The sequence below is a fragment of the Duganella sp. GW821-FHT07G03 genome (assembly GCF_059418605.1).
The window spans coordinates 266,157-289,851 of sequence record NZ_JBWKQE010000003.1 but is presented as its reverse complement, the minus strand read 5'-3'; the positions used below and the strand labels follow the sequence as shown (position 1 = coordinate 289,851).

Genomic DNA, 23,695 nt, shown 5'->3' with positions numbered 1-23,695 from the left:
CGCCCAAGACAAGGTGCAAGTGGATGTGCGCGGCGATATGGTGGGCATGGAAGCCTGCGATGCAAAGCAGGGTTCCACTCGCGAGCGGGCTTGCGAAGCCAGGAACCGGCGCGTCGAGTTAAGACTGCTGCGGTCCACGGCGTCCGTGGTGCGTCCCGGCGCCGCGCTTGCGGGGAAAGTCTGCGGCGAGCTGAAAAAGGAAGCCGACAGCAAGGGCAAGTGAGGCGCTCAAACCGGCTGGACGCCCTGGTCGAGCAGCCAGGCGCTGGTACTGGAATGCCCGGCGTTGCGCATTGCCGAGTCCAAGCCGGCAACCAGGGCCGCAGGGGCGCCCGCCGCCGTTGCTGAGTCCTGATGGAACTGGTTCAGCGCATTGACGGAACTCGTTACGCTGGCAAAAATTGCCGCAGTTGTCATCGCGCTTGCGATGTCGCTGGACAGATTTTTCGCCAAAACGATGGTGGCGCTGACGATGGCTGGATCGGGCGCGTGCAGCGGGCCCGGTCCCATGACGAAGATGGCATGCTGGTTCTCGATCAGTGCCAGCATTCTTTCGGTGTCGAGCGCCTTGGCGGCGGCATCTGCCTGTTCGGATATGGTTGGCGCGTCCATGGCGATATCGGCAAGGATGTATTTGGCAGCTATCAAGGCGTTGCGGGTGGCAAAATAGAAAGCGATGTACGCCTCCGCTGGTGTCGCTTGGTCTGGCATGATGATTTCCTTCCCTGGTTATTGGTCTGAGACGATGGTTTGAGTCGGTGCACTCTTCGGCGCCGAGTTCTCGGCCTCCTCGATCTTCTTCGCGTTGTCGTCCACGGTTTTCTTTACTTCCTGAGCAAACGCGTAGACCACCTTGGCGCGGTCGGCGATCGATATTTCCTGGCCCATGGCGGCGAATGCCTTTTCTACCGCCGGCAATTTATCGGCCGATGCTGGCAGGGGCTTGACCAGTTTTTCCAGCATGTCGTCGATTTTCTTATTGGCGGCGGCGAGATCCGCTTCGTCCTTGAAGCCGCCGTCAGACAGCGCGCGAAGCTTGGTGTACAGCTGTTGACGATGTGTTTGTTCACTGGCCACCAGTATCCGCTCGCTGCCATTTGCCATGACGCGGCTCTGCTCAATCAGCTTCAACTGGTTGCGGATGTTGTCTATGCGATGTAGCGCTACAACACCTTGAACGCGATTAAACTCTCGAAGTTCGGCGGTGAGTGCCGACGACAGCGCGGCGCCATTATTGGCCGAATCGAGTGCGGCGGTTGGCGTTTTGCAGGCGCTTAGCATCGTCAGCGCCAGCATGGGTATCATTGCGAAGCAGGTCTTCATTTGTTGACTCCAGCGCCTATCCAGAACAGGCCTATGGTGTTGATCATGGCATTGATTTGCTCGGCCTTGATGCCCGTGGCGCCAAAGTCGGCCAGCTGACCGGCGGTGGTGCCGATCAGCGCGCGCCATTGTTCGATATTGATTTCTGCGTAAGCCAACATGCGTTCATGCTGTGCACCCATGCGCATATATTCAAGCTTGTAGCGGCGCGCATCAAGGCGGTTCAGCGCGTCCAGGTACCTGGATGCGGCGATATACAACACTTCGCGCTGCTCGGCCTTGTCTTTTTTATCGATGGCGTCGATCAGCGGGGTTGTTAGCGTAAGGTTCTCCAGCCTGCTGATGCCCGCCGAGGCGGAGGCCAGCTGGCGCGCCTGCAGATACAGCACGTCGCAGATTTGCTGATCGATTTCGACGACTTTCTCCTGCGCCGCGACATCGCGTTTGCTGGCCTCCAGTTTGAGCTGCTCGATGGTCTTTTGCAGCAGCAGCGGTGCAGCCAATGGCTTCTGCGCTTCGGCCATGCCGTTGTTGGCCTGGTCGATCACGGAGGGGAACAGCACCAGCGCCATCGCGGCCCGGCCGCTTTCCGGCGGAGGCAATTTTCCATCCTTGGCCGTGTTGATGGCCTGAAGCGCGCTTTCGAGAGACGCTACCTTTTCCTCGTTCAGAAAGCGAGCAGAGAAGGCATCATTTGCGTTCTTGAGGGTCTCAAGTGCATCCTGCATGCTGCGGGCCTTCGCCTGGATCTTCGCCAGCCGGGACTCCGGCGGCTCGCTTGCCTTGACAGCGGCGTCGTATTCCTTGAGGGCTGCGGTGTAGATCTTGCGGGCTTCCGCGGTCTTTGCCCGCGAGGCTTCCAGCGTATCTTTGTCGAGGTCCAGTCTTATGTATGCCCGTCCCAGATCGCTCTCGTTGGGGAACGACTTGGCTTCGATCGCCACCAACTCTTTGCAGGATTGCGCCATGTCGTTCAGGGCCGCGGCGATATCTGCGTCTTGTACCGCGGAGCGAGCCGGGTCCTTGTAGCTTTCCTGGGCACTGGTTGAGAAGGGCTTATTGCAAGCTGGCGCTTCGAGGCCGTATTTGTCGAGTATCTTCCGGTCCCGCTGCAGCTTATCGTGGGCAATCAAGTATTGCCGTTGGTGCGACTGGACTTTCGCCAGGGTCGTGCCAGCGGCTACTCCACTGATCACCATCAGGCGTTTGTCTATGTCGTCTTTCAATTGCCCGACAGTTCGGCCCAGCATGGACTGCAGAGCGTTGTCCCGCACTGCCTCGGCGAGTTTGTCTTGTGTATCAAGCTCTGATTGCAGCAGGTCCGCCAGATTGCCTCGTTCCGTCGTAATGATCGCCTTGAGGTCAACTGCTTCCCAGCTTTTCTTCAGATCCTGGCCTTGTTTATCCCGTGCTTCGCTGTACAGGCGCGCGCCGGCGCAGCCAGTCAGCCAGACGGCGGCGCAAGCTAGCGCCAACGCCCGGATCAAGGGGGGTATTTGGGTCATGCGATTCTCCAGTCAGGGGTCCACGGTCAGGGCTTGCGGAAAGGTGACGCTGATGGACGACGTGCCGTCGTCCAAGGTCAAATCGTATTTTTGCAACGCGGCGAGGCCATCGCTGACTAGCCTTTGATTAAATTATTATGTTGATAACTATAGTGAATTAAATTTTAATGTCAAGAAATAAATAATTTTTAGCATCATCCAAGATCGAGTAAGCCGACGTTGTGTTCTGGAGCAGGCAACCGGGCGGCTAGCTGATGTTGACGTACTCGGTGAGACCTTCGGCGAGCGCGGCGAAGGTCGTTGCGCAGGCGGGGTTGCTGCGCAGGTTTTCATGCATGGCCAGCCAGGTATCCATCGGCATGGTCAGCAGGTCGGGCAGCACACGCACCAGCCGCGCGTCGCGCTCGGCCAGCCTGACCTGGCAAATGCCTATTCCCAGTCCGGCGCGGATCGAAGCCAGATGAACCAGATCGCTGTCGCTGCGCAACGCGAAGGAAGCCGTTTGCATTCCCACCATCATTTGTTGCAGCTTGCGCGTGAAGGCGGTTTCGCGGTCGATGCCGATGAGGGTGTGCTCCGACATGTCCTCCCAGGTGCGCGGTGTGCCGCGGCGCTTCAGGTAGTCCTTCCGGGCGTGGAAACCAAGGTCGATATTGCCGATGCGGCGTGCGACCAGCACGTCCTGCTCCGGACGCTGCATGCGCACGGCGATGTCGGCGTCGCGCCGCAGCAGGTTCTCGATGCGGTTGTTGGTCGCCAGCTCGATGGTGATGCCGGGATGCGCGCGCGTCAGCCGCGCCAGGATGGGCGGCAGCACTTCAACGCTGACGACTTCACTGGCCGTGATCCGCACGGTGCCCTTGATTTCCCCGTGCCCCAATCCGGACGCCGCCCGCAGCAGGGCGGAAGAGGTGGCGGCCAGCGTCTCCGCATACGGCTGCAGGGCGTAGGCGGCGTCGGTTGGAATAAAGCCGGACTGCGAACGCATGAATAGCGACAGCGACAACGATTGCTCGAGCGCGTCGATATGGCGGCCGATCGTCGGCTGGGTCAGGCCCAGCGCGCGGGCGGCCCCCGACAGCGATCCTTCCGTCAGCACGGACAGGAAGGAGCGGTAGAGATCCCAGTTTGGTTCGTTCGTAGTCATACGAAATTGTATAGTGCCCATGCTATTTTCGGTAATTTTCTTTTATCTTCGATTGGGCGACACTAGCTTCATCAACTCACCAAACGGAGAACAACATGGGAAAAACAGCACTGGTACTGGGCGCAACCGGCGGCATCGGCGGCGAGGTGGCACGTCTACTGGTGGCGCGCGGCTGGCATGTGAAGGCGCTGCACCGCGAACCACAGCGCGCCGCCAAAGCGAACGACGGCATGCATTGGCTGGCAGGCGACGCGATGAACCGCGACGACGTCGTGAGCGCCGCGCGTGGCGTGCAGTTGATCGTCCACGCCGTGAACCCACCTGGCTATCGCAACTGGGGTGGCCTGGTGCTGCCGATGATAGACAACAGCATCGCCGCCGCCCGCGCCAGCGGCGCCCGCATCCTGCTGCCTGGCACCGTGTACAACTACGGCCCGGACGTGTTTCCGGTCATCGACGAGGAGTCGCCACAGCAGCCGGTCACCCGCAAAGGCGCGATCCGCGTCGAGCTGGAAGCGCGCCTGCAAGCGGCGGCAGATGACGGCGTGCGTACGCTGATCGTGCGGGCTGGCGATTTCTTCGGTCCCAAGGCCGGCAACAACTGGTTCGCACAAGGTCTGATCAAGCCGGGCAAGCCGCTGACCGCCATCAGCTACCCAGGTAGCACGGGAATCGGGCATCAATGGGCTTATCTGCCGGATGTCGCCGAGACGATGGTGCGGCTGGTCGAGAAGGAGGGCCAACTGGAGACCTTCGCCCGCTTCCAGATGGAGGGGCACTGGGACGCCGACGGCACCCAGATGGTCGCGGCCATCGCGCGCGCGGCCGGCAAGCCGGATCTCAAGGCCAGCGCCTTCCCATGGTGGTTGCTGGCGCTGGCCTCGCCGCTGGTGACGGTGTTCCGCGAACTGCGCGAGATGCGCTATTTGTGGCAGCAGCCGGTCCACATGACCAATAAGCGCCTGGTGCAATTGCTCGGCGCGGAACCGCGCACTCCGCTGGACGTCGCCGTGCATCGCACCCTGGTGGGATTGGGGAGTCTCTAAGCCAGGTTGTGCTTACCCAGGACGAACGACGTAATCCATCGCTGCGGCTCGTTTCGTAACCAGTTAATCCTGTTCAGACCACAGCTTGCCGGCGGTGGCCCAGTTCTCGCGTTTGCACTCGTGGATGATGATGTCGACCGATTCCGGCGAGGCGCCCAGCGTCTGAACCGTGACCTCCGTGATGGCTTTGACAAAGGCGCGCTTCTGCTCCTGCGTGCGGCCTTCGAACAGTTGTACATTGATAGTTGGCATAGCGGTTCCTTTCAGGAGCGATAGTTGGGACTGAGTTTGTCCAGTTTGCGCAGCAGCGCGGGCCATTCCAGCTTGCCGTCCGGCGTGCCGTCGCCCAGCAGTTCCTGATGCGCCTTGAGGCAGATTTCGTGAGGCGGAACATGACGCCGGCCGCCGGCGGATTGCGCCTTCAGCTGGATCACGCAGGCTTTGTCCAACGCCTCCATCAGCACGAAAGCCTCGGCGATGGTCCGGCCGCAGACCAGCGATCCGTGGTTCCGCAGCAGCATGGCCGGATGGTCCGCAAGGCGCTCCAGCAGGCGCGCCTGCTCGCCATCGGTCATCGCCAGCCCCTCGTAGTCGTGATAGGCCAGCACGCCGTAGAAACGCAGCGCATGCGCCGACAGCGGCAGCAGGCCCTCGCTTTGCGCGCCGACCGCGATGCCGTTCACGTTATGCAGATGCATGACGCAAGCCACGTCGTGGCGGGCGCCATGCACCGCCGCATGCAGCGTGAAGCCGGGACGGTTGATGTCGTACTGCGCGGCGTCGACCGGGTTGCCGTCGCGGTCTACCTTCACCAGGTTCGAGGCGCACACTTCGTCGAAGCGCAGCCCGAACGGGTTGATGAGGTAGCGCTCCGCCTCGCCCGGCACGGCGGCCGAGATGTGCGTGTAGATCACGTCATCCCAGCCGTTCAACGCGCACAGGTGATAGCACGCGGCGAGATCGACGCGTGCCTGCCATTCGCTTGGGTTCATCCGTTCAGTCCTGGCGCTGGTGTACCACCTTACCGGCGGCGTAGGTGGCGGAGATGGAGCGGTCGTCGCCCAGCATGGCGATGGCGAACAGCAGTTCTTCGACCGAATCGGTGCGTTCCGTGCGGCGCGCCAGCAGCGGCGTGGCTTTCGGATCGAGTACGATGAAGTCCGCTTCCGCGCCCGGCACGAAATTGCCGATCGTGCCTTCCAGCTGCATGGCACGGGCGCCGCCCAGCGTGGCCAGGTAGAACATACGCATCGCTTGCAGGTAGGTGCCGCCCATGCGCGCCACCTTGTAGGCTTCGTTCATCGTTTGCAGCATCGAGAACGAGGTGCCGCCGCCAACGTCGGTGGCCAGCGATAGCGGAACTCTGTTCGCGTCGGCGCGCTCGAAGTCGAACAGGCCGCTGCCCAGGAACAGGTTGGAAGTAGGGCAGATCGAGATGGCGGACTGCGTTTCGCCCATGCGCGCGCGGTCGGCATTGTCCAGCCAGATGCAGTGTGCGTACATCGAGCGCGGGCGCATCATGCCGAAATGGTCGTAGACATCCATGTAGCTGCGGGCGCTCGGGAACAGCGATTTGACCCACGCCACTTCGTCGGTGTTCTCGGCCACGTGGGTTTGCAGGAAGGTGTCCGGGTAGGCCTTTGCCAGGGCGCCGGCCAGTTCCAGCTGTTCTTCGGTGGAAGTCGGCGCGAAGCGCGGGGTGATGGCGTACAGCTGGCGGCCACGCTTGTGCCACTTCTTGATCAGCGCTTCGCTTTCACGCGCGCCGCTTTCGGCGGTGTCTTGCAGGAAGTCCGGGCAGTTACGGTCCATCAGCACTTTGCCGGCGACCATGCGCAGGTTGCGCTTTTCGCTTTCATTGAAGAAGGCGTCCACCGACTGCGGATGCACGGTGCAGTAGACCATGGCGGTGGTGGTGCCGCAGCGGGTCAGCTCATCGAGGAAGAAGCTGGCGACGTTGGCCGCGTGTTCCGGATCGGAGAATTTGCGTTCGGTCGGGAAGGTGTACTTTTCCAGCCATGGCAGCAAGCCGGGGGCCGGCGAGGCGATCATGTCCGTTTGCGGGTAGTGCACGTGGGTGTCGATAAAGCCCGGCATGATGATCTTGCCGCGATAGTCGTGCAGCGGCGTGCCTTGCGGCAGGAAGGCGATCAGCTGGCTGAAATCGCCGGCCAGGTGGACCTTGCCATCGTTGATGATCAACAGGCCGTCTTCGTGCCAGGAGCAGGCGTTGCTGGCGAATGCCGGGTCGCCGCTGAAGTGCAGAAGGCTGGCGCGATACGCCTGGAAAGTGCCGCTTTGGGTGATGATGCTTGCCATGATATTCGTTCCTTGTTCCGTGTTGCGGACGCCAGTTGACGCGCGCGAGTGCGCGACGCGACTGACATGGTCGTCGGCGATGAAGGCGGGCGCTTGGCGCCACGCCGGATCTGTATGCGTTGGGGTACTGCTAGCGCGGTGGCTAGGTCAATAGAGTGCGATGACGCGCTCCCGCCCCGGCGCTGCCGGAGAGTGAGTGCGCCTGGCTTGCAGGCAGTTGGAAGAACATCAGTTGGTGCATGTGGTTTGCGTTTCCGATAATACGGGTTGAGCAGATGCGCTCATTTTAGCACCGATTTCCATCGGTACGGCCAGTGCGGCGGCTTCCCACACCTGCATCAACTGCGCGGCCACCGAGACGGCGATCACTGCCGGCGCCTTGTCGTGGATGCCGGGCAGGCCGATCGGACAGGTCATCTCGGCCATGCGCGCGGCCGGGATGCCGCGCTCCTGCAAGCGGCGCTCGAAGGACACGCGCTTGGTCTTGGAGCCGATCAGGCCAAACCACGTGAAGTCGGTACGGCGCAGTATATGCTCGGACAACTGCTGGTCCAGCGCGTGGCTGTGCGTCAGCACCAGGAAGGAGGCGCCGGCCGGTGCCTCTTCCACTACCGCTTCCGGCGTATCGGTCGCTTCGACGCGCACGTTGGCCGGCAGGACCGACGGGAACATGTCGTCGCGTTCATCGACCCACACCACCTGGCATGGCAATTCGGACAAGGCGCGCACGATGGCGGCGCCTACATGGCCTGCGCCGAACAGGTACAGGCGTGGACGATAAGGCAGGCAAGAGTCGATCAGCCAGCGCTTGCCGTGATCGTCGATGCGCACCTTGCAGTCGATGCCGGGACCCGGACGCGCCAGCGCCGTCGGGCCGGGGCCGCACAAATGGGCGCCGGTGGCGTCGTAGATGCTGGCCGGTTCGACGCTATCCAACGGCACCATGCGCCAGCTGTCCTGGCCGTCGCGCCAGCGGCGGGCCAGGGAGCCGAAGTGCTCTCCCGCCTCCGGCATGATGCGTTCGAACGCCAGGTGGACTACGCCACCGCAGCATTGGCCCAGGCTAGGGCCGAGCGGGAAGCGTTCAATCCGGCGTTCGGCGCGCAGTTCGCCGGCCGGCATGGCCAGCATTTCACGGGCGATGTCGGTGGCGACCATTTCGAGGTGGCCGCCGCCGATGGTGTCGAAGGCGTGATACTGGGTGATCAGCATCTTGGCGCCGGGCTCGCGCGGCGCGGAGCCGGCGACTTGCGCCACCGTGACCAGCACGCGCGGCACCGCCTTGCTGGCCGCCGCCGTCAGCGCGTTGAGATTGAAGGGCATGGACATGATTAATTCGCCGCTTCCGCCGCATCCTGCACCGCGCTAATCGCGTTGAGGATAGCTTCGCTGGTCGCGGGCGCGCGCAGCGGTGGGTTGAAGCGATGATCGCCGACGCTGGAGCAGGCATCGCGGATCGCCAGGAATACCGAAAACGGCAGCAGCAACGGCGGTTCGCCGACAGCCTTGGAGCGGTGGATGCTGTCCATCACGTTGCGGTTCTTGAACAGGCGCACGCTGAAGTTCTCCGGGCAGTCCGACACGCCGGGGATCTTGTACGTGGAAGGCGCGTGCGTCATCAGCTTGCCGGCCGGGTTCCACCACAACTCTTCGGTGGTCAGCCAACCCATGCCCTGTATGAAAGCGCCTTCGACCTGGCCGACGTCGATGGCCGGGTTCAGCGAATTGCCGGCGTCATACAGTGCGTCGGCCTTCAGCAGCTTCCATTCGCCGGTCAGCGTGTCGACCACCACTTCCGACACCGAGGCGCCGTAAGCGTAGTACGAGAACGGATTGCCGCTCATGGTCTTGGGATCCCAGTGCAGGCCAGGCGTGGCGTAAAAGCCGTCGGACCACAGCTGGATGCGTGCCATGTAGGCTTTTTGCACCAGCTCCGCGAACGGGATAGCATGGTCGCCGACGTGGACGAAGTTGGCCTCGAAGCGCACCGTGTCCGGGTCGCCGTCGTGACGCTTGGCGGCGAATTCGGCCAAACGTTTGCGGATGGTGTTGGCCGCGTCCTGCGCCGCCTTGCCGTTCAGGTCCGCGCCGGTCGATGCGGCGGTGGCCGAGGTGTTGGCGACCTTGCTGGTGTCGGTGGCGGTGGCGCGCACCATGGCGAGGTCGATGCCCAATTCATGCGCTACCACCTGGCATACCTTGGTGTTGATGCCCTGGCCCATTTCGGTGCCGCCGTGGTTGACCAGCACCGAGCCGTCGGTGTAAATGTGGACCAGCGCGCCGGCCTGGTTGAAGTGCGTGACGTTGAAGGCGATGCCGAACTTGACCGGCGTGAGCGCCAGGCCGCGCTTGAGCACTTTGCTTTTTGCGTTGAAGGCGTTGATGTCTTCGCGGCGCTTGCGGTAATCGCTTTCGCTTTCCAGCTGCGCGACCAGGTCGTGGATGACGTTGTCGACCACTTTCTGGTTGTACTGGGTGACGTTGCGGCCTTCTTCGTCATTACGGCCGTAGAAGTTGATCTTGCGGACATCCAGCGCATCCATGCCGAGATTGCGGGCGATTTCATCGACGATGTATTCGATGGCGATGGCGCCTTGCGGGCCGCCGAAGCCGCGGAAGGCGGTGTTCGATTGCGTGTTGGTTTTGCCGGCCATGGCGCGGATGTCGACGTCGCCCAGGTAGTAGGCGTTGTCGAAGTGGCAGACGGCACGCGTGGCGACCGGCGCCGACAGGTCGGCCGAGAAACCAGCGCGCGACACCATTTCCACCTTGGCGGCGACGATGCGGCCGTCGTCGCCATAGCCCATTTCGTACTCGTAGTAGAAGCAGTGGCGCTTACCGGTGACCATCATGTCGTCGTCACGGTCGGCGCGCAGCTTGATCGGGCGGCGCAGGTGCGCGGCCGAGATGGCGGCGCAAGCGGCCCACAGCGCGGACTGCGATTCCTTGCCGCCGAAGCCACCGCCCATGCGGCGGCACTCGACCACGATGTCGTGCGAATGGCGGTGCAGGGCATGCGCGACCACGTGCTGCATCTCGGTGGGATGCTGGGTCGAGCAGTAGATCAGCATTCCCTTGCCTTCCTTCGGAATGGCGTAGGAGATCTGGCCCTCCAGGTAGAACTGCTCCTGGCCGCCGACGTGCAGCTCGCCCTTCAGGCGGTGCTTGGAGCGCTCGAAGGCTGCCTGCGCATCGCCGCGCGCCAGGTGCATAGGCGGCACGACGAACGATTTGGCGTCGCGCGCGGCTTGCGGCGTCAGGATGGCCGGCAGTTCTTCGTACTCGATGACGGCCTTCTTGACGGCGCGGCGTGCGTTGTCGTGCGAGGTCGCCACCACGATGAAGATAGGCTGGCCGACATACTCGACCAGTCCTTCCGACAGGATCGGATCGTCGTGGATGATGGGCCCGCAGTCGTTGGTGCCGGGGATGTCCTTGTGGGTGTACACGGCCACCACGCCTGGCATGGCCTTGACGGCGTCGAAATTCATCGACAGGATATTGGCGTGCGCCTTGGCCGAGATGCCCAGCGCGGCGTGCAGCGTGCCGGTGGCTTCTGGGATATCGTCGGTGTAGGTGGCCTCGCCGAGGACGTGCAGCACCGCCGATTCATGCGGGTGCGACTGGCCGACTTCGGCCCACGCCATCGGGACGCCGGCAGCGGCGGGCTGCGTCAGGAATGCTTCGGATTTGCTGTTCATGCTGCGGCGACTCCCTCTGCGTAGTGATAGGCGTTGATCGATTGCAGCGGCTGGGCGGAGTCCGGATTGGTCTCCAGCCAATAGCGACGCAGCAGGTTTTGCGCGGTCTTCATGCGGTAGCCGGCGGTTGCGCGCATGTCGCTCAGCGGCGTGTAATCCTTGGCCAGTTCGGCCATCGCCAGTTTCAGCGTGGCTTCGTCCCAGCGCTTGCCGTTGACGGCTGCTTCGGCCAGCGCTGCGCGGCGCGAGGTAGCGGCCATGCCGCCATAGGCGATGTGGGCGTCGCTGACCACGCCGTCCTTCAGCGTGAATGCAAAGGCGGCGCAGACGGCGGAGATGTCCTGGTCGTAGCGCTTGGCCAGCTTGTAGGTGCGGAAGTGGATGTCCTTGCGCGGCAGCGGAATCCGCACGGCTTCGACGAACTCGCCCGGCTGCCAGTCCTTCTTCATGTAATCGAGGTAGAACTTCTCGAGCAGCATGGAGCGCTGGCCCTTATCGCTGCGGATGACGATTTCCGCGCCGAGGGCGATCATCCACGGCGCCGAGTCGCCGATCGGCGAACCGTTGGCGACGCTGCCGCCCAGGGTGCCGGTGTTGCGGATCGGTTGCGATGCGAAGCGCTGCCACATTTCGTGCAGCTCTTCCTTGTAGTGCTTGCAGACCGCCTCGTAGGCGTCGTTGAGGGAGACGGCGGCGCCGATATACAGCATGCCGTCTTCCTCCACCATGCGGTACAGCTCCTGCACCTGGCGCACGTAGATCATGTCGCCGAGGTTGCGCATTTGCTTGGTCACCCACAGACCGACGTCGGTCGAGCCGGCGACGATGGTGGCGGTGGGTTTTTCGGCGCGCAGTGTCGCCAGTTCGGCCAGCGTGCGCGGGGCGTAGAAGGTCTGGCCGTCGTGGGTGTAGCTGTACATTTCGGTTCGCTGTATGGTTTGCAGCGAGGCTTTCAGCGCCTCGCGGTCGAAGCTGACGGGAGGCAGCTCGCCCATGCGGCGCGCGGCATCGATGATGGGGCGGTAGCCGGTGCAGCGGCACAGGTTGCCGGACAGGGTTTCGTCCACGGTCTTGCGGCATGGCGGCGTGGTCTGGCCCTCCTGCTTGAGGTAGAGGCTCCACAGCGACATCGCGAAGCCCGGCGTGCAGAAACCGCATTGCGATCCGTGGCATTCGACCAGCGCTTCCTGTACCGGGTGCATATTGCCGTCGGACTGTTTCAGGTCTTCGATGGTGAAGACGGCCTTGCCGTCCAGTGTGGGCACGAACTGGATGCAGGAATTGACCGACTTCATGGCGACTTCGCCGTCGGGCTGCAGTTCCGCCACGACCACGGTGCAGGCGCCGCAATCGCCTTCGGCGCAGCCTTCCTTGGTGCCGGTGCAGTGCAGGTCTTCGCGCAGGTGCTGGAGCAGGGTGCGGGTAGGTGCGCCGTCTACGACGTTGTGCACTTCGCCGCGATAGAAGAATCGAATAGGTTCAGACACGGTTTTGGACATGGTAGCTCCGCAATTACTTGGTTTTGAACTGGCGCAGGAAATCCAGGAAGATCTGGGCCGATACTTCGGCGTCGTCGGCGGTCATGGTCTCGAGCGGGTTGTGGCTGATGCCGCCGTTGCCGCAACGTGTGAACAACATCGCGACGTCGGTCATGCGGGCCAGCGCCATGGCATCGTGGCCGGCGCCGGACGGCAGTTCGAATACTTCGACGCCGGCGCGCTCGGTGGCGGCGGCGAATTGCTTGACCAGCCACGGCGCGCAAGGAGCTGCGGGCGCTTGCATGATCTTGGTGACTTTGAGGCCGATCTGGCGGCGCGCGCACACGGCTTCCGCCTGATTGAGGATGTCGGTGACGGCGGCGTCGCGGGTGGCGTCGTCGGCAGCGCGGATGTCCAGCGACAGCTTGCAGGCGCCAGGGATCACGTTGACCGAACCATCCGGCACGTGCAGCTGGCCGACGGTGCCAACCAGCGAACGTTCACGCCCGCAGCGGTCTTCCACATACAGCACGATCTCGGCGGCGGCTGCGGCGGCGTCCTTACGCATGATCATCGGCGTGGTGCCGGCGTGACTGGCCAGGCCGGTCAGCTCGACCTGGAAGCGGCAGCTGCCGGCGATCGAGGTGACGACGCCGGTCGGCAGGCCTTTGCCCAGTAATACCGGGCCTTGTTCGATGTGGACTTCGACGAAGGCCAGCACGTCTTCCGGCTTGCGGGCCACCGAAGCGATCTTGCTGACATCGTGGCCGGCGGCGGTCAGCGCGTCGCGCATGGTGATGCCTTGGGCGTCGGTCTTGTCCAGCAGCGCCATGTCGAACCGGCCGATGACGGCATTGGAGCCGAGGAAGGTGCTTTGATAGCGCACGCCTTCTTCTTCCGAGAAGCCGATGATCTCCAGGTCGAAGGGCAGGCGTTCGCCGCGTTCGTTGAGGTGCTTGACCACGGCGATCGGCAGCAGGATGCCTTCGCGGCCGTCGTACTTGCCGCCGTTGCGCACGGTGTCGTAGTGGGAGCCGGTCAGCAGCGCCTTGGCGCCCGGCTGGTCCGACTTGTAGCGGCCGACGACGTTGCCGACCGGGTCGATCGACACTTCCATGCCGGCTTCCTTCATCCACGTCGCCAGCTGGGTGGCGGTCTTGCGGTGGGCGTCGGTCATGTAGGCGCAGGTGAGGTTGTCGGCGTCGTCGCTCCAGGCGCCGATGGTTTCGGCCCATTGCATGATGGTGGGGCCGAATTGCAGTTCCACTTGCAGCAGCGCATTCAGGCGCATCTCGGCGATGCGGCCGATCTGCCGCAGGCACTCGGCCAGTTCGTCGTCGCGCTGCGAACGCAGGCGGCGGCCAAAGGCGGCGGTGATCTCCTGGCGGGTCAGGCCGTTGCCGGTCGGGCCTTTGACGGCGAGGATGAAAGGGAAACCGAATTTGGCGTTGTAGTCGGCGTTCAGTTTGTGCAGCGTCGCCAGTTCGTCGGCGTTGCAGTGGGTCAGGCCGGCCTGCGCCTGTTCGCCGGTCGATTCGGCGGTCAGTTCACCGGCGAGGGCCGCTTTGCCAGCCAGCTCCGGGTGGGCGCGCACCAGGCCCAGTTGTTCGGCTTCGGTGGCTTTCTGCACCACGCCTTGCAAGGCTTGCTTCAGTGCGGAGAGGGTGGAGAATGGGCGCTGCGCGGCGGCGCGCTCCGGGATCCACGGCGAGTGTTCGTACAGGCCATGCAGCAGCTGGGTGAATTCGTCGGCGCCGCAGCGGTTCAGGTGATCTAGTGTGATTGTCATTGTTGTGCAGGCGGTGGCCCGTCTCCTCTTGGTATATGAGGAATGATATATGGCGAGGGAGGCTGTTATATACGCCCGGAGCCATAACCGCATTCAGCCCGGGCTTATGGAGAGTGTTGTGGGCGTGCCACGCCCACGGCAGGATTATTTGGCGGTGAGGGCTTGTGCGGCCTGCGTGACCTGGTCGCGCAGCCACTTGTGCTCCGGCGCCTGGTGCACCCGTTCGTGCCACAGCTGGTAGAAGCGCATCGTCGGGAAGCGCACGGGTACCGTGAAGGTCTTGATCGGCAGGTTGCGCTCGTAGAAGCGCAGGTACTGGCGCCCTGTGGTGAGCACCATGTCGGTCTGCGTCAGCATGTAGGGAATCAGGCTGAAATACGCCGATTCCACCACCACGTTGCGTTGGTAGCCCTGCTGGGCCAGGAAGGAGTCGATCACGCCGTGGAAGCCGGGTAGCGTGGGCGAGGGCGCCACGTGGGGCAGGCTCAGATAATCGTCCAGCGTCATATCGTTGGAATCGGTGCGCTTGGCATAGGGCGCGTCGGCGCGCATGGCGCAGATGATCGGGTCTTCGAAGAGGCGCGACAGGTGCAGGTGCTCCGGCGGCTGTTCCCAGTTACCGATCAGCAGATCGAGTTCGCCGTCGGACAGCATGCGGATCGCGTCCACTTCCGCGCCCAGGCTGTGGATGATGACGCGGCTCTTGGGCGATTCGCGTCGCAAGCGCGCCACAACGTTGGGCAAAAATTGAATATCGAGGTAGTCCGGCGCGCCGATGCGGAAGGTGCGGCCTTCCTCCTTGGAGGCGAACGGCGTCTTGTGCAGGAACAGCTGTCCCACCTCGTCGAGGATGCGTTTGGCGGGCGCCTTCAGGCTCTCGCCGTGCTGGGTCGGCACCATGCCGCGGCCGCCGCGCACCAGCAGCGGATCGCCTGTGAGGTCGCGCAGTTTTTGCAGCGAGGCCGAGATGGAGGGCTGCGTTTGATCCAGTTTCATCGCGACGCGTGAAACGTTTTTTTCGCAGAGGAGCATGTACAGAATGCGTATGAGGTGCAGGTCTAAGTGGTCGGGAAGTTGTGCCATGATGATCGATCTATAACGGTGAGCCTATTTTTAATATACGGCTACTGCCATACGAAAAGCCAGAATTAGTTTTATCGTTCGTCCCAGACCGTGCGTGTTCTGCGTGCGGTTTTCAATCGGTCGCAGCGGAGCTTTCAACAGTTCGCGGCCAAAAGGGAAATCATCCCAATCGTCTGGAGCGCCCGCGGTGGCAGACGAGCTTAATCCAATCATTGGGGACAACATGGAATTGCTCGCTTACGGCGTGGACTGGCTCAATCTATTGGTGCGCTGGCTGCATCTCATCACGGGTATCGCCTGGATCGGCGCATCCTTCTACTTCGTCTGGCTCGACAACAGCATACGACCACCGAAGCCGGGTTCCGACCTGGCCAAGAAGGGCGTGTCCGGAGAATTGTGGGCCGTGCATGGTGGCGGTTTTTACAACCCGCAGAAATACCTGGTGTCGCCAGCTGAACTGCCGTCGGACCTGCACTGGTTTAAGTGGGAAGCCTACGCGACCTGGATCTCGGGCTTCTCGCTGCTGTTCATCGTCTACTACTTCAACGCCTCGGCGATGATGATCGATAAGTCGGTCGCGGACCTGACGCAGTTGCAGGCGATCGGCGTCGGCCTCGGCTCGCTGCTGGCGGGCTGGCTGTTCTACGACACGCTGTGCCGCTCGCCGCTGGGCCAGAAGGATGGCCTGCTGGGCATCATCATGTTCGTGTTCATCGTCGCGATGGCCTATGTGCTGACCAAGTTCCTCAGCGGCCGCGCCGCCTACATCCACGTGGGCGCCATGATCGGCACCATGATGGTCGGTAATGTGCTGATGCTGATTATTCCGGGCCAGCGCAAGCTGGTGGAAGCGATGGAGCAGGGTAAATCGCCTGATCCTATCCACGGCAAGAAGGCCAAGCAGCGTTCCGTCCACAATAACTACTTCACGCTGCCGGTCCTGCTGATCATGATCAGCAACCACTATGCGATGACTTATAGCCACGCTTACAGCTGGGCGCTGCTGGGCGCGATCATCGCCGCCGGCGTGCTGATTCGTCACTTCTTCAACCTGCGCCATCACGGCAAGACCGCGTGGCAGTTCCCTGCGGCCGGTGTCGCGATCCTGGCGGCGGTTGCCGTGGTGATTGCGCCTCGTCCTGCGGCGGCTCCTGCGCCAGCCATCGCCGGCGACATCGCCGGTGAGGCACATGCCAGCGTTGCGGCACCTGACTTCAACCGTGTGCAGGCCATCGTCAGCCAGCGTTGCGTCAGCTGCCACGCCGCCCAGCCTACGCAACCCGGCTTCGCCACCGCGCCGGCCGGCATCAAGTTCGATACGCCTGAGCTGATCCGCCAGAACGCGGCCAAGATCAACCAGCAGGCCGTCGTCCTGAAGGCTATGCCGATCGGGAATATGACCAACATCACGCCAGAAGAACGCTCCGAACTCGGTGCGTGGTTCTCCGCCGGCGCCAACTGATAAGAAGACAGATCATGACTACTACCACCATCAATGGTTTCAACCTGACCGCGGCCCAAGTCGTCGCCGTCGCCCGCGACCACTCCATCGAAGTGAACCTGGCCGCCTCGTCGCGCGCCGCGCTGAAGGAAAGCCGCGACTACATCGAGTCGACCTGGATGCACGACGAGGCGCCGATGATGTACAGCTTTAACACCGGCGTCGGCATGCTGAAGGACACCCGCGTCAAGGTGCAGGACATCGTCCTGTTCCAGACGCAGCTGATCAAGGCCCACGCCTGCGGCATGGGCGAGCCGTTCTCCGAAGAAGTCAGCCGCGCCACCATGCTGTTGCGCGCCAATGCCTTCGCCAGTAACTACTCCGCGCCGCGCGTGGAAGTGGTGGACCGCCTGCTGGCCTTCGTCAACGCAGGCATCCACCCGATCATGCCGCAGAAGGGTTCCGTCGGCGCTTCGGGCGACTTGGCGCCGTTGGCCTACCTGGCGGCGGCCATCGCCGGCTTTGAGGAAGCAGAAGTGATGTACAAGGGCCAGCGCATGTCGGCTCCAGACGCGATCCGCGCTTCCAATGTCGGCCCGGTCGTCTTTGAGCTGAAGGCCAAGGATGCATCGGCGCTGATCAACGGCTGCACCGTCTCGCTGGCGGTGGCGCTGCTGGCCGCCTCCGATGCGCGCAACATGCTGTCGGACGCCTGCCTGTCGCTGGGCCTGACGCTGGAAGCGATGCGCGCCGAGATGTCGGCCTTCGATCCGCGCATCCACGAAGCGCGCCCGCACGCGGGCCAGATCAAGACCGCCGCCATCATTCGTGACCTGTTGGACGGCTCCACCCGCACCACGCACGAAGCGCGCGCCGTACAGTTCCCGGAAGAGCTACGCCGCACCGACATCCCGTACACCGCCCGCATCCAGGACGTGTACTCGCTGCGCTGCGCACCGCAGGTCTACGGCCCGGTGTTCGATGCGCTGGACTACATCGACACCATCTTGGACAAGGAAGTGAACTCCGCCACCGACAACCCGCTCATCTTCGGCAAGGACGGCGGCGGCTTCGAGATCATCTCGGGCGGTAACTTCCACGGCCAATACCTGGCGCAGGCGATGGACCTGCTGGCGATGGCCGTGGCGGACCTGGGCAGCATCGTCGAGCGGCGCGTGGCGCGCCTGATCGATCCTACGCTGTCGTGGGGCCTGCCGCGCAACCTGATGTCCGGCGTGCGTGGCGTGAACACCGGTTATCCGGTGATGCAATGCTCGCTCAGCTCCCTCGTGATGGAGAACCGTACGCTGTGCATGCCGGGCAGCGTGGACTCGATTCCGGCCAAAGGCAACAGCGAAGACCACGTGTCCAACTCCACCTGGTGCGCCCGCAAGGCCGCAACTGTGGTGTCGAACACACAGTACATTGTCGGCGTAGAAATGTTGTTGGCGTCCCAGGCTTTGACGATGACAGAAAACCTGCTGCCCGGTTTTGTGCTCGGCAAAGGCACGCAGGCGGCCTACGAATCGGTGCGCGCGCAGATCCCGGCCTGCCTCGATGGCGACCGCTGGCTGCACAACGACCTTGAAGTGGCGCGCTCCTTCATCGTGACAGGCTCGGTGCGCAAGGCCGTGGTGTCGAAAATCGGCGAATTCGTTTAGGAGGGTTGGAACGGGGCTACGCCGCATCCAAATGCGGCGCGCCCCGGCTGTTATAGGTGATAACAGATAGCAGGTATGCCACCGAAGCAATTTCACGCGGTGGCCCCTGAGATAAGGTCTAGTCGATTGTTCCCATGTTTAATCGGCGGATGACCAATAAGCAGTTAAAAATAGAACACGGAGACGTTATGTTAATTTTAGAAAAATTCTTCAAGCTGAAAGAGAATGGGACCGATGTGCGCACCGAACTGGTGGCGGGTCTGACCACATTCCTGACGATGGCTTACATCATCTTCGTCAACCCCTCCATTCTCGGTGACGCCGGCATGCCCAAGGGCGCCGTGTTCGTCGCCACCTGTATCGCGGCGGCGCTGGGCTGTTTGATTATGGGCCTGTACGCAAACTATCCGATTGCCATGGCGCCGGGCATGGGCTTGAACGCCTACTTCGCCTATGTCGTGGTCAAGGGCATGGGCATGCCTTGGGAGATGGCGTTGGGCGCGGTCTTCATTTCCGGCTGCCTGTTCCTGTTTGTCAGCGTCTTCAAATTGCGGGAGATGATCGTCAACGGCATTCCGCATTCGATCCGCACCGCCATCACCGTTGGCATCGGCTTGTTCCTGGGACTGATCTCGCTGAAAAGCGCCGGCATCGTCGTCAGCAGCCCGGAGACGCTGGTGCGCGTGGGCGACCTGCACAAGGCGCCCACCTTGCTGGCCATCGTCGGCTTCTTCATCATCGTTGCGCTGGATCGCCTGAAGGTCAAGGGCGCGATCCTGATCGGCATCCTAGTGGTGACGGTGCTGAGCTTCTTCGTCGCCGGGAATACGTTCAACGGCATCGTGGATATGCCGCCATCGCTGGCGCCAACCCTGTTCAAGCTGGATTTGATGGGCGCGATTTCGGTCGGCCTGCTGAACGTGGTGCTGGTGTTCTTCCTGGTCGAACTGTTCGACGCCACCGGCACGCTGATGGGCGTGGCCAACCGCGCCGGCCTGCTGGTCAACGGCAAGATGGAGCGCCTGAACAAGGCACTGCTGGCCGACAGCTGCGCCATCGTCACCGGTTCGCTGCTGGGCACTTCCAGCACTACCGCTTACATCGAAAGCGCAGCCGGCGTGCAAGCGGGCGGCCGCACCGGCCTGACCGCTGTCGCCGTCGGCGTGCTGTTCCTGGCTTGCCTGTTCATCTCACCGCTGGCCGGCGTGGTGCCTAGCTACGCCACGGCGCCTGCGCTGCTCTACGTCTCCTGCCTCATGCTGCGCGAACTGGTCGACATCGACTGGTCCGACACCACCGAAAGCGTGCCAGCCGCCATCGCGGCGCTGACCATGCCGTTCACGTACTCGATCGCACTTGGCGTGGCGTTCGGCTTCATCTCCTATGCGGTGCTGAAGCTGTTGACCGGCCGTGTGCGCGAAGTGCGTCCAGTGATCTGGGCGATCGCTTGCGTGTTCACCTTCAAGTTCGTCTACCTCGGCGCAGGCTGAGGAACTAACCCCAACGACTGCCTCCTCTCCGGCGCGCCCTGACGGCGCCGGCGGGGACAGTCACGTCCTAAAATATGGAAAACTAAAATGAAAACGAGACAAATTCCACAGCTGGCATGCATCGCCTTTTTGAGCCTGGCCGGTTCGGTTCACGCCGCCGACTGGAGCGACACGTCCGTCAGCTGGCGCTACGGCAACGACTATCGCGAGCCGTTCAATCCGAACGACATCTCCAAGAACATCCTGGCGCTGACCCACGTCAGCGGCTACAAGTACGGCACCAATTACTTCAACGCCGACTTCCTGATGTCGGACAAAAACGACCCGGCCTCGCTGACGCAGAAGTCCGGCGCCAACGAAGCCTACATCCTGTACCGCAACACGGTCGACCTGAGCAAGGTGACCGGCACCGAATACAAATTCGGTCCGGTGCGCGGCCTGGGCATCACCGCCGGTTTCGACCTCAACACCAAGAACGACGTGGGTTACAACTCGCGCAAGCGCATGTTCGTACTGGGACCGACTTTTATGTGGAACGTGCCGGCCGGGCACTTCAACACCAGCCTGCTGCTGCTCAACGAGAGCAACGCGCCGAGCGGCGCCTTCCCGCCGATCTCCACCGTCACTGGTCGCTATACCTACAAGACGCATGCGATGCTGTCGTCGGACTGGGGCATCCCGCTGGGTTCGCTGTGGGCCTTCGAGGGCTATGCGAACTTTATCGCGTCCAAGGGCAAGGACGAAGTGGGCAACGATACCGGCGCCGAGACCAATATCGACATGCAGCTGATGTTTGACGCAGGCGCGGCGATGGGCCATGCGAAGAACACCTTCCGTGTCGGCGTCGAGTACCAGTACTGGCGCAACAAGTTCGGCAACACCTCGGCCACCACCGGCGGCCAGGGTTATGTGGCGAAGACGCCGATGATACGGGCCGAGTACCACTTCTAAGCGGTACCGGCCGGACAAGCGAAGGGTCGCCACGGGCGGCCCTTTTTTTCAGTGTCGGCTGCGCTTACAGTGCGGCGCCGGCGCGCGCAGGCCTGTCGTGGCGCAGCCGTGGCGGCAGCGCTTGGAACCGAATTTGCTTCTTCTGGTGCGCAGCAACCACAACCAGGAGACAAGCATGAAACATTTCCCAACGAAGTTATTTTCTTTGAAGCGCGGCGCTGTCCATGGCGCTTTCCTCATGACGCTGGCCGGTATCGGCTTGGCCGGCATGGCCCAGGCGGCGCCAATCCACGTGAGCGACGGCCTGTTCGGCCCGGCAGAATGGACGGTGTCGGCGGCAAACGGCGCGCCGGCCCGCCCCACCGTGAGTTCGGCCAGCTTCAATGTCGGTGCGCCGGGCGGCACGCGTTTTTATGTGGAGCAATCGACCAACGGCGCGCCGGGTTCGACGCTCGGACACACGCTTAATTTGATGTACGACCTGGGCAGCTTTACGTCCGGCGCGCCGAGCGGGCAGTTCATGGATGTGTTTTTCCAGAACGGCAGCACGGACTATGTCGTCCATATCAGCGACAGCGGTATCCAGTCGTTTGAAAAAAGCCACGATGTGCGATCGCCGGTCGATGCTGCGGGTGGTTTCGATCTGAGTTCGCCAGTCTGGTCCGCGCTTGATGCCGACGATCTGGCGCTGGCCAAGTTCCACGCAGGTGCAAGCTTCGGTTCCAGTCCGAACTACGCGGCGCCGCACTTCATAGTCGAATTCGACTTGTCGGTCGATACCACCGGAAGCGGCACACCGTTGGCGCCGTTGCCGCCGGACGGGCTATATAGCCCATCGCCATCGTTCTGGTCCGGCTCGTTCGGCGGGGCGGGGCGCCGCACTATCGTGGTCGGCTCGGCCGTTTTCAGCCTCAATGGCGATGGCACGACGGTGGTGAATCCAGTGCTGGGGCCAGGCGGTCTGCCTGTGCTGCAAGCGATACCGGAGCCGGGCACATTGCTGCTGCTGGGCGCCGGCATGCTCGGCCTGATCGGCGCAAGCCGTCGCCGTTGGTGATGTTGGGGAAGCCGGCGACCCGTTCGCCGGCTCAGGGCAGAGGGTCAGTTCCGGCATTGTGCCAAATGTGCTGCAGGAAGCACTGGCAATGAAGGCAGACGGGAGGTTGACTTGGCTCACTGTTGAGCGAGGTCAGCCTAAATTGGATTAACGAAGCCAGGGGCAGAGATGACACGTCCACTCCGCTTAGAGTTTTCCGGCGCACCTATCATGTGACCTCCCGTGGTGATCATCGCGAGGCAATCTATCGCGATGACATCGACCGCCATTGAAGCGAGTTAGCCATCAACTTATTTTGGGCGATGAGGCTTTCGTGGACCGCCAACGTAGTAAATCAGGCGATAAGCCTTTGCCAGGGGTTTCTAAAGCGCATAGGCGTGCGCTAGCTTCCTCTTTGGAAGAATACCGGCGTCGATTTCCTGACAGGGATGAGGCAATAGCGAATGCGTACTTTTCCACGATGTTCACAATGGAACGGATCGGTGACTTCTTCAGTGTCTCATTGAGAACCGTGAATCGGGCGGTTAAAAAAATTGACGGTAAGCTTTGAAATGGCACGATGCCGGAACTGACCCCACCGGCTCTGCCCCCACCAGCTCAGGCGGCGGCCTGCATGGGGTCCGCCAGCATGTAGCGGTTCTTGCCGTGCCGCTTGGCGAGATACAGCGCTTCGTCGGCACGCTTATAGCTGACCGACGGGTCGCTGTCCCGGTCGAATTCCGCGATGCCGATGCTGACCGTGCGCGGGGGATGCGTTGCCGCGCGCACGCCGTCCAGCAGCGCGGCGGCAAAGTCCATTACGTCCGTTGCCTCGCCATGGAACAAGACGCCGAATTCCTCGCCGCCGAGACGGCCGCACAGCTGACCCGCGCCCAGCTTGCCGATGACCTGCGCCGTGTGGATCAGCACCTCATCGCCGGCATCATGGCCCAGCGTATCGTTGATCTTCTTGAAGTCGTCGATGTCTATCATCAGGAAAAACAGCGGCAGAGGCGAGGGCAGCATTTGCATGCGGCCTACTTCCAGCGTGAATTTACGGCGATTGTTCAAGCCCGTGACCAAGTCCTTGAAAGCCATTTCCGCCAGTTCCCGCCGCGCGCGGTGGCTGCGCACCCGCAGGTTCAGGAAATAGGCGTGCAAATAGATCGCCATGGCAAAGCTGCTGCCCATGACCAGCAGCGCAAGATTGAACGTGAGCTGCCCCGGCTGCGCGGGGAAATTGCCTACCGTGAGTATCAACCACACGGCGACGGCGGCGCCGATGTAATTGATCATGCCGCCGAAGATGGGGGCGGCCGACAGCGTCAGCACGGTGCCAACCGGCAGCACCCAAAACGTCGGGTCCGGACAGTAGGTCATCAACAGGCGGAAGGCAAACGCGGTGGCGCTGGTGCCGATGATGCCGGAAACGACCAGCGCCTTGACGGAGCGGGCGCCCAGCGAGATGGCAAGGCTGAGTAGCATGCCGGGCACGCCCAACAACAGGCTGGTGTGCAGCGACTGTCCGCCGGCGGCCAGCAAGACGGCGGCCGTCAGCCAGCTCACCAGTCCGACGCTTTGCGAAATGATGGCGACCGGCCGTAGTTCGGAGTAGAACTGCTGCTGCTCGTCGGTGTCGCCGCCGTAGTAGGAATAGGGGAGTAGGTTGCGCATGCAGTCTCAGGGCCGGCCCGTTTGGGGGCTCGAGTATACTTGCTGTTTGCC

20 protein-coding genes are annotated in these 23,695 nt (G+C 62.6%); 7 read left to right on the top strand and 13 right to left on the bottom strand.

The window, feature by feature from the left end; translation table 11 throughout:
• The first annotated feature begins 19 nt into the window (after nucleotides 1-19).
• The gene (locus AC07OK_RS06920; RefSeq protein ID WP_494689607.1) at nucleotides 20-223 is read left to right on the top strand and encodes a hypothetical protein; all 204 of its coding nucleotides are present in this window, start codon (nucleotides 20-22) and stop codon (nucleotides 221-223) included.
• Between the two features lie 5 nt (nucleotides 224-228).
• On the opposite strand, the gene AC07OK_RS06915 is transcribed toward AC07OK_RS06920, so the two are convergent.
• From AC07OK_RS06915 to AC07OK_RS06900, 4 genes are all read right to left on the bottom strand, one after another.
• Nucleotides 229-711 (bottom strand): hypothetical protein, encoded by a 483-nt coding sequence (locus AC07OK_RS06915; protein ID WP_494689606.1) that lies wholly within the window; start codon nucleotides 709-711, stop codon nucleotides 229-231.
• 18 nt (nucleotides 712-729) lie between these two features.
• Nucleotides 730-1,323, bottom strand: coding sequence for a hypothetical protein (locus AC07OK_RS06910; RefSeq protein ID WP_494689605.1), 594 nt, complete (start codon nucleotides 1,321-1,323; stop codon nucleotides 730-732).
• Entirely contained in the window at nucleotides 1,320-2,828 is a 1,509-nt protein-coding gene (locus tag AC07OK_RS06905) for a hypothetical protein (RefSeq protein WP_494689604.1), read from the bottom strand. Before AC07OK_RS06905 ends, AC07OK_RS06910 begins: the two co-directional genes overlap by 4 nt.
• A gap of 247 nt (nucleotides 2,829-3,075) precedes the next feature.
• On the bottom strand, nucleotides 3,076-3,975 hold the full coding sequence (locus tag AC07OK_RS06900) for a LysR family transcriptional regulator (RefSeq protein WP_494689603.1): 900 nt from the start codon (nucleotides 3,973-3,975) through the stop codon (nucleotides 3,076-3,078).
• Nucleotides 3,976-4,070: 95 nt separating this feature from the next.
• Between AC07OK_RS06900 and AC07OK_RS06895 the strand changes: the two genes are divergently transcribed.
• The gene (locus AC07OK_RS06895) at nucleotides 4,071-5,021 is read left to right on the top strand and encodes an NAD(P)H-binding protein (protein WP_494689602.1); all 951 of its coding nucleotides are present in this window, start codon (nucleotides 4,071-4,073) and stop codon (nucleotides 5,019-5,021) included.
• A gap of 63 nt (nucleotides 5,022-5,084) precedes the next feature.
• Here the strand turns inward: AC07OK_RS06895 and AC07OK_RS06890 are convergent, their stop codons facing one another.
• The 8 genes from AC07OK_RS06890 to AC07OK_RS06855 all read right to left on the bottom strand — a co-directional run bounded on the left by AC07OK_RS06890 (nucleotide 5,085) and on the right by AC07OK_RS06855 (nucleotide 15,391).
• Entirely contained in the window at nucleotides 5,085-5,273 is a 189-nt protein-coding gene (locus AC07OK_RS06890) for a 4-oxalocrotonate tautomerase (protein ID WP_494689601.1), read from the bottom strand.
• Nucleotides 5,274-5,284: 11 nt separating this feature from the next.
• Nucleotides 5,285-6,013: a class II aldolase/adducin family protein gene (locus AC07OK_RS06885; RefSeq protein WP_494689600.1), complete on the bottom strand. Its 729-nt coding sequence runs from the start codon at nucleotides 6,011-6,013 to the stop codon at nucleotides 5,285-5,287.
• Nucleotides 6,014-6,017: 4 nt separating this feature from the next.
• A complete protein-coding gene (guaD, locus tag AC07OK_RS06880) occupies nucleotides 6,018-7,340 on the bottom strand; it encodes a guanine deaminase (RefSeq protein ID WP_494689599.1) in 1,323 nt (440 codons plus the stop codon).
• A gap of 228 nt (nucleotides 7,341-7,568) precedes the next feature.
• Nucleotides 7,569-8,669, bottom strand: a complete 1,101-nt coding sequence (gene xdhC / locus AC07OK_RS06875; RefSeq protein ID WP_494689598.1) for a xanthine dehydrogenase accessory protein XdhC — start codon at nucleotides 8,667-8,669, stop codon at nucleotides 7,569-7,571.
• A 2-nt stretch (nucleotides 8,670-8,671) separates the two neighbouring features.
• Nucleotides 8,672-11,041, bottom strand: coding sequence for a xanthine dehydrogenase molybdopterin binding subunit (gene xdhB, locus AC07OK_RS06870; protein WP_494689597.1), 2,370 nt, complete (start codon nucleotides 11,039-11,041; stop codon nucleotides 8,672-8,674).
• Nucleotides 11,038-12,528: a xanthine dehydrogenase small subunit gene (gene xdhA / locus AC07OK_RS06865; RefSeq protein WP_494689665.1), complete on the bottom strand. Its 1,491-nt coding sequence runs from the start codon at nucleotides 12,526-12,528 to the stop codon at nucleotides 11,038-11,040. The genes xdhB and xdhA overlap by 4 nt, the downstream gene beginning before the upstream one ends.
• 25 nt (nucleotides 12,529-12,553) lie before the next feature.
• On the bottom strand, nucleotides 12,554-14,308 hold the full coding sequence (locus AC07OK_RS06860) for an allantoate amidohydrolase (RefSeq protein ID WP_494689596.1): 1,755 nt from the start codon (nucleotides 14,306-14,308) through the stop codon (nucleotides 12,554-12,556).
• 144 nt (nucleotides 14,309-14,452) lie between these two features.
• Nucleotides 14,453-15,391, bottom strand: a complete 939-nt coding sequence (locus tag AC07OK_RS06855) for a LysR family transcriptional regulator (protein ID WP_494689595.1) — start codon at nucleotides 15,389-15,391, stop codon at nucleotides 14,453-14,455.
• Nucleotides 15,392-15,614: 223 nt separating this feature from the next.
• Between AC07OK_RS06855 and AC07OK_RS06850 the strand changes: the two genes are divergently transcribed.
• The 5 genes from AC07OK_RS06850 to AC07OK_RS06830 all read left to right on the top strand — a co-directional run bounded on the left by AC07OK_RS06850 (nucleotide 15,615) and on the right by AC07OK_RS06830 (nucleotide 21,991).
• Nucleotides 15,615-16,853, top strand: coding sequence for a urate hydroxylase PuuD (locus AC07OK_RS06850; protein ID WP_494689594.1), 1,239 nt, complete (start codon nucleotides 15,615-15,617; stop codon nucleotides 16,851-16,853).
• 14 nt (nucleotides 16,854-16,867) lie between these two features.
• On the top strand, nucleotides 16,868-18,493 hold the full coding sequence (locus AC07OK_RS06845; RefSeq protein WP_494689593.1) for an HAL/PAL/TAL family ammonia-lyase: 1,626 nt from the start codon (nucleotides 16,868-16,870) through the stop codon (nucleotides 18,491-18,493).
• A 188-nt stretch (nucleotides 18,494-18,681) separates the two neighbouring features.
• Nucleotides 18,682-19,983 (top strand): NCS2 family permease, encoded by a 1,302-nt coding sequence (locus AC07OK_RS06840; protein ID WP_445231885.1) that lies wholly within the window; start codon nucleotides 18,682-18,684, stop codon nucleotides 19,981-19,983.
• 87 nt (nucleotides 19,984-20,070) lie between these two features.
• Entirely contained in the window at nucleotides 20,071-20,934 is an 864-nt protein-coding gene (locus AC07OK_RS06835) for an outer envelope protein (protein ID WP_494689592.1), read from the top strand.
• 175 nt (nucleotides 20,935-21,109) lie between these two features.
• Complete coding sequence (locus tag AC07OK_RS06830) at nucleotides 21,110-21,991, top strand: PEP-CTERM sorting domain-containing protein (protein WP_494689591.1); 882 nt, start codon at nucleotides 21,110-21,112, stop codon at nucleotides 21,989-21,991.
• Nucleotides 21,992-22,588: 597 nt separating this feature from the next.
• Here the strand turns inward: AC07OK_RS06830 and AC07OK_RS06825 are convergent.
• Complete coding sequence (locus tag AC07OK_RS06825; RefSeq protein WP_494689590.1) at nucleotides 22,589-23,644, bottom strand: GGDEF domain-containing protein; 1,056 nt, start codon at nucleotides 23,642-23,644, stop codon at nucleotides 22,589-22,591.
• Between the last annotated feature and the right edge of the window lie 51 nt (nucleotides 23,645-23,695).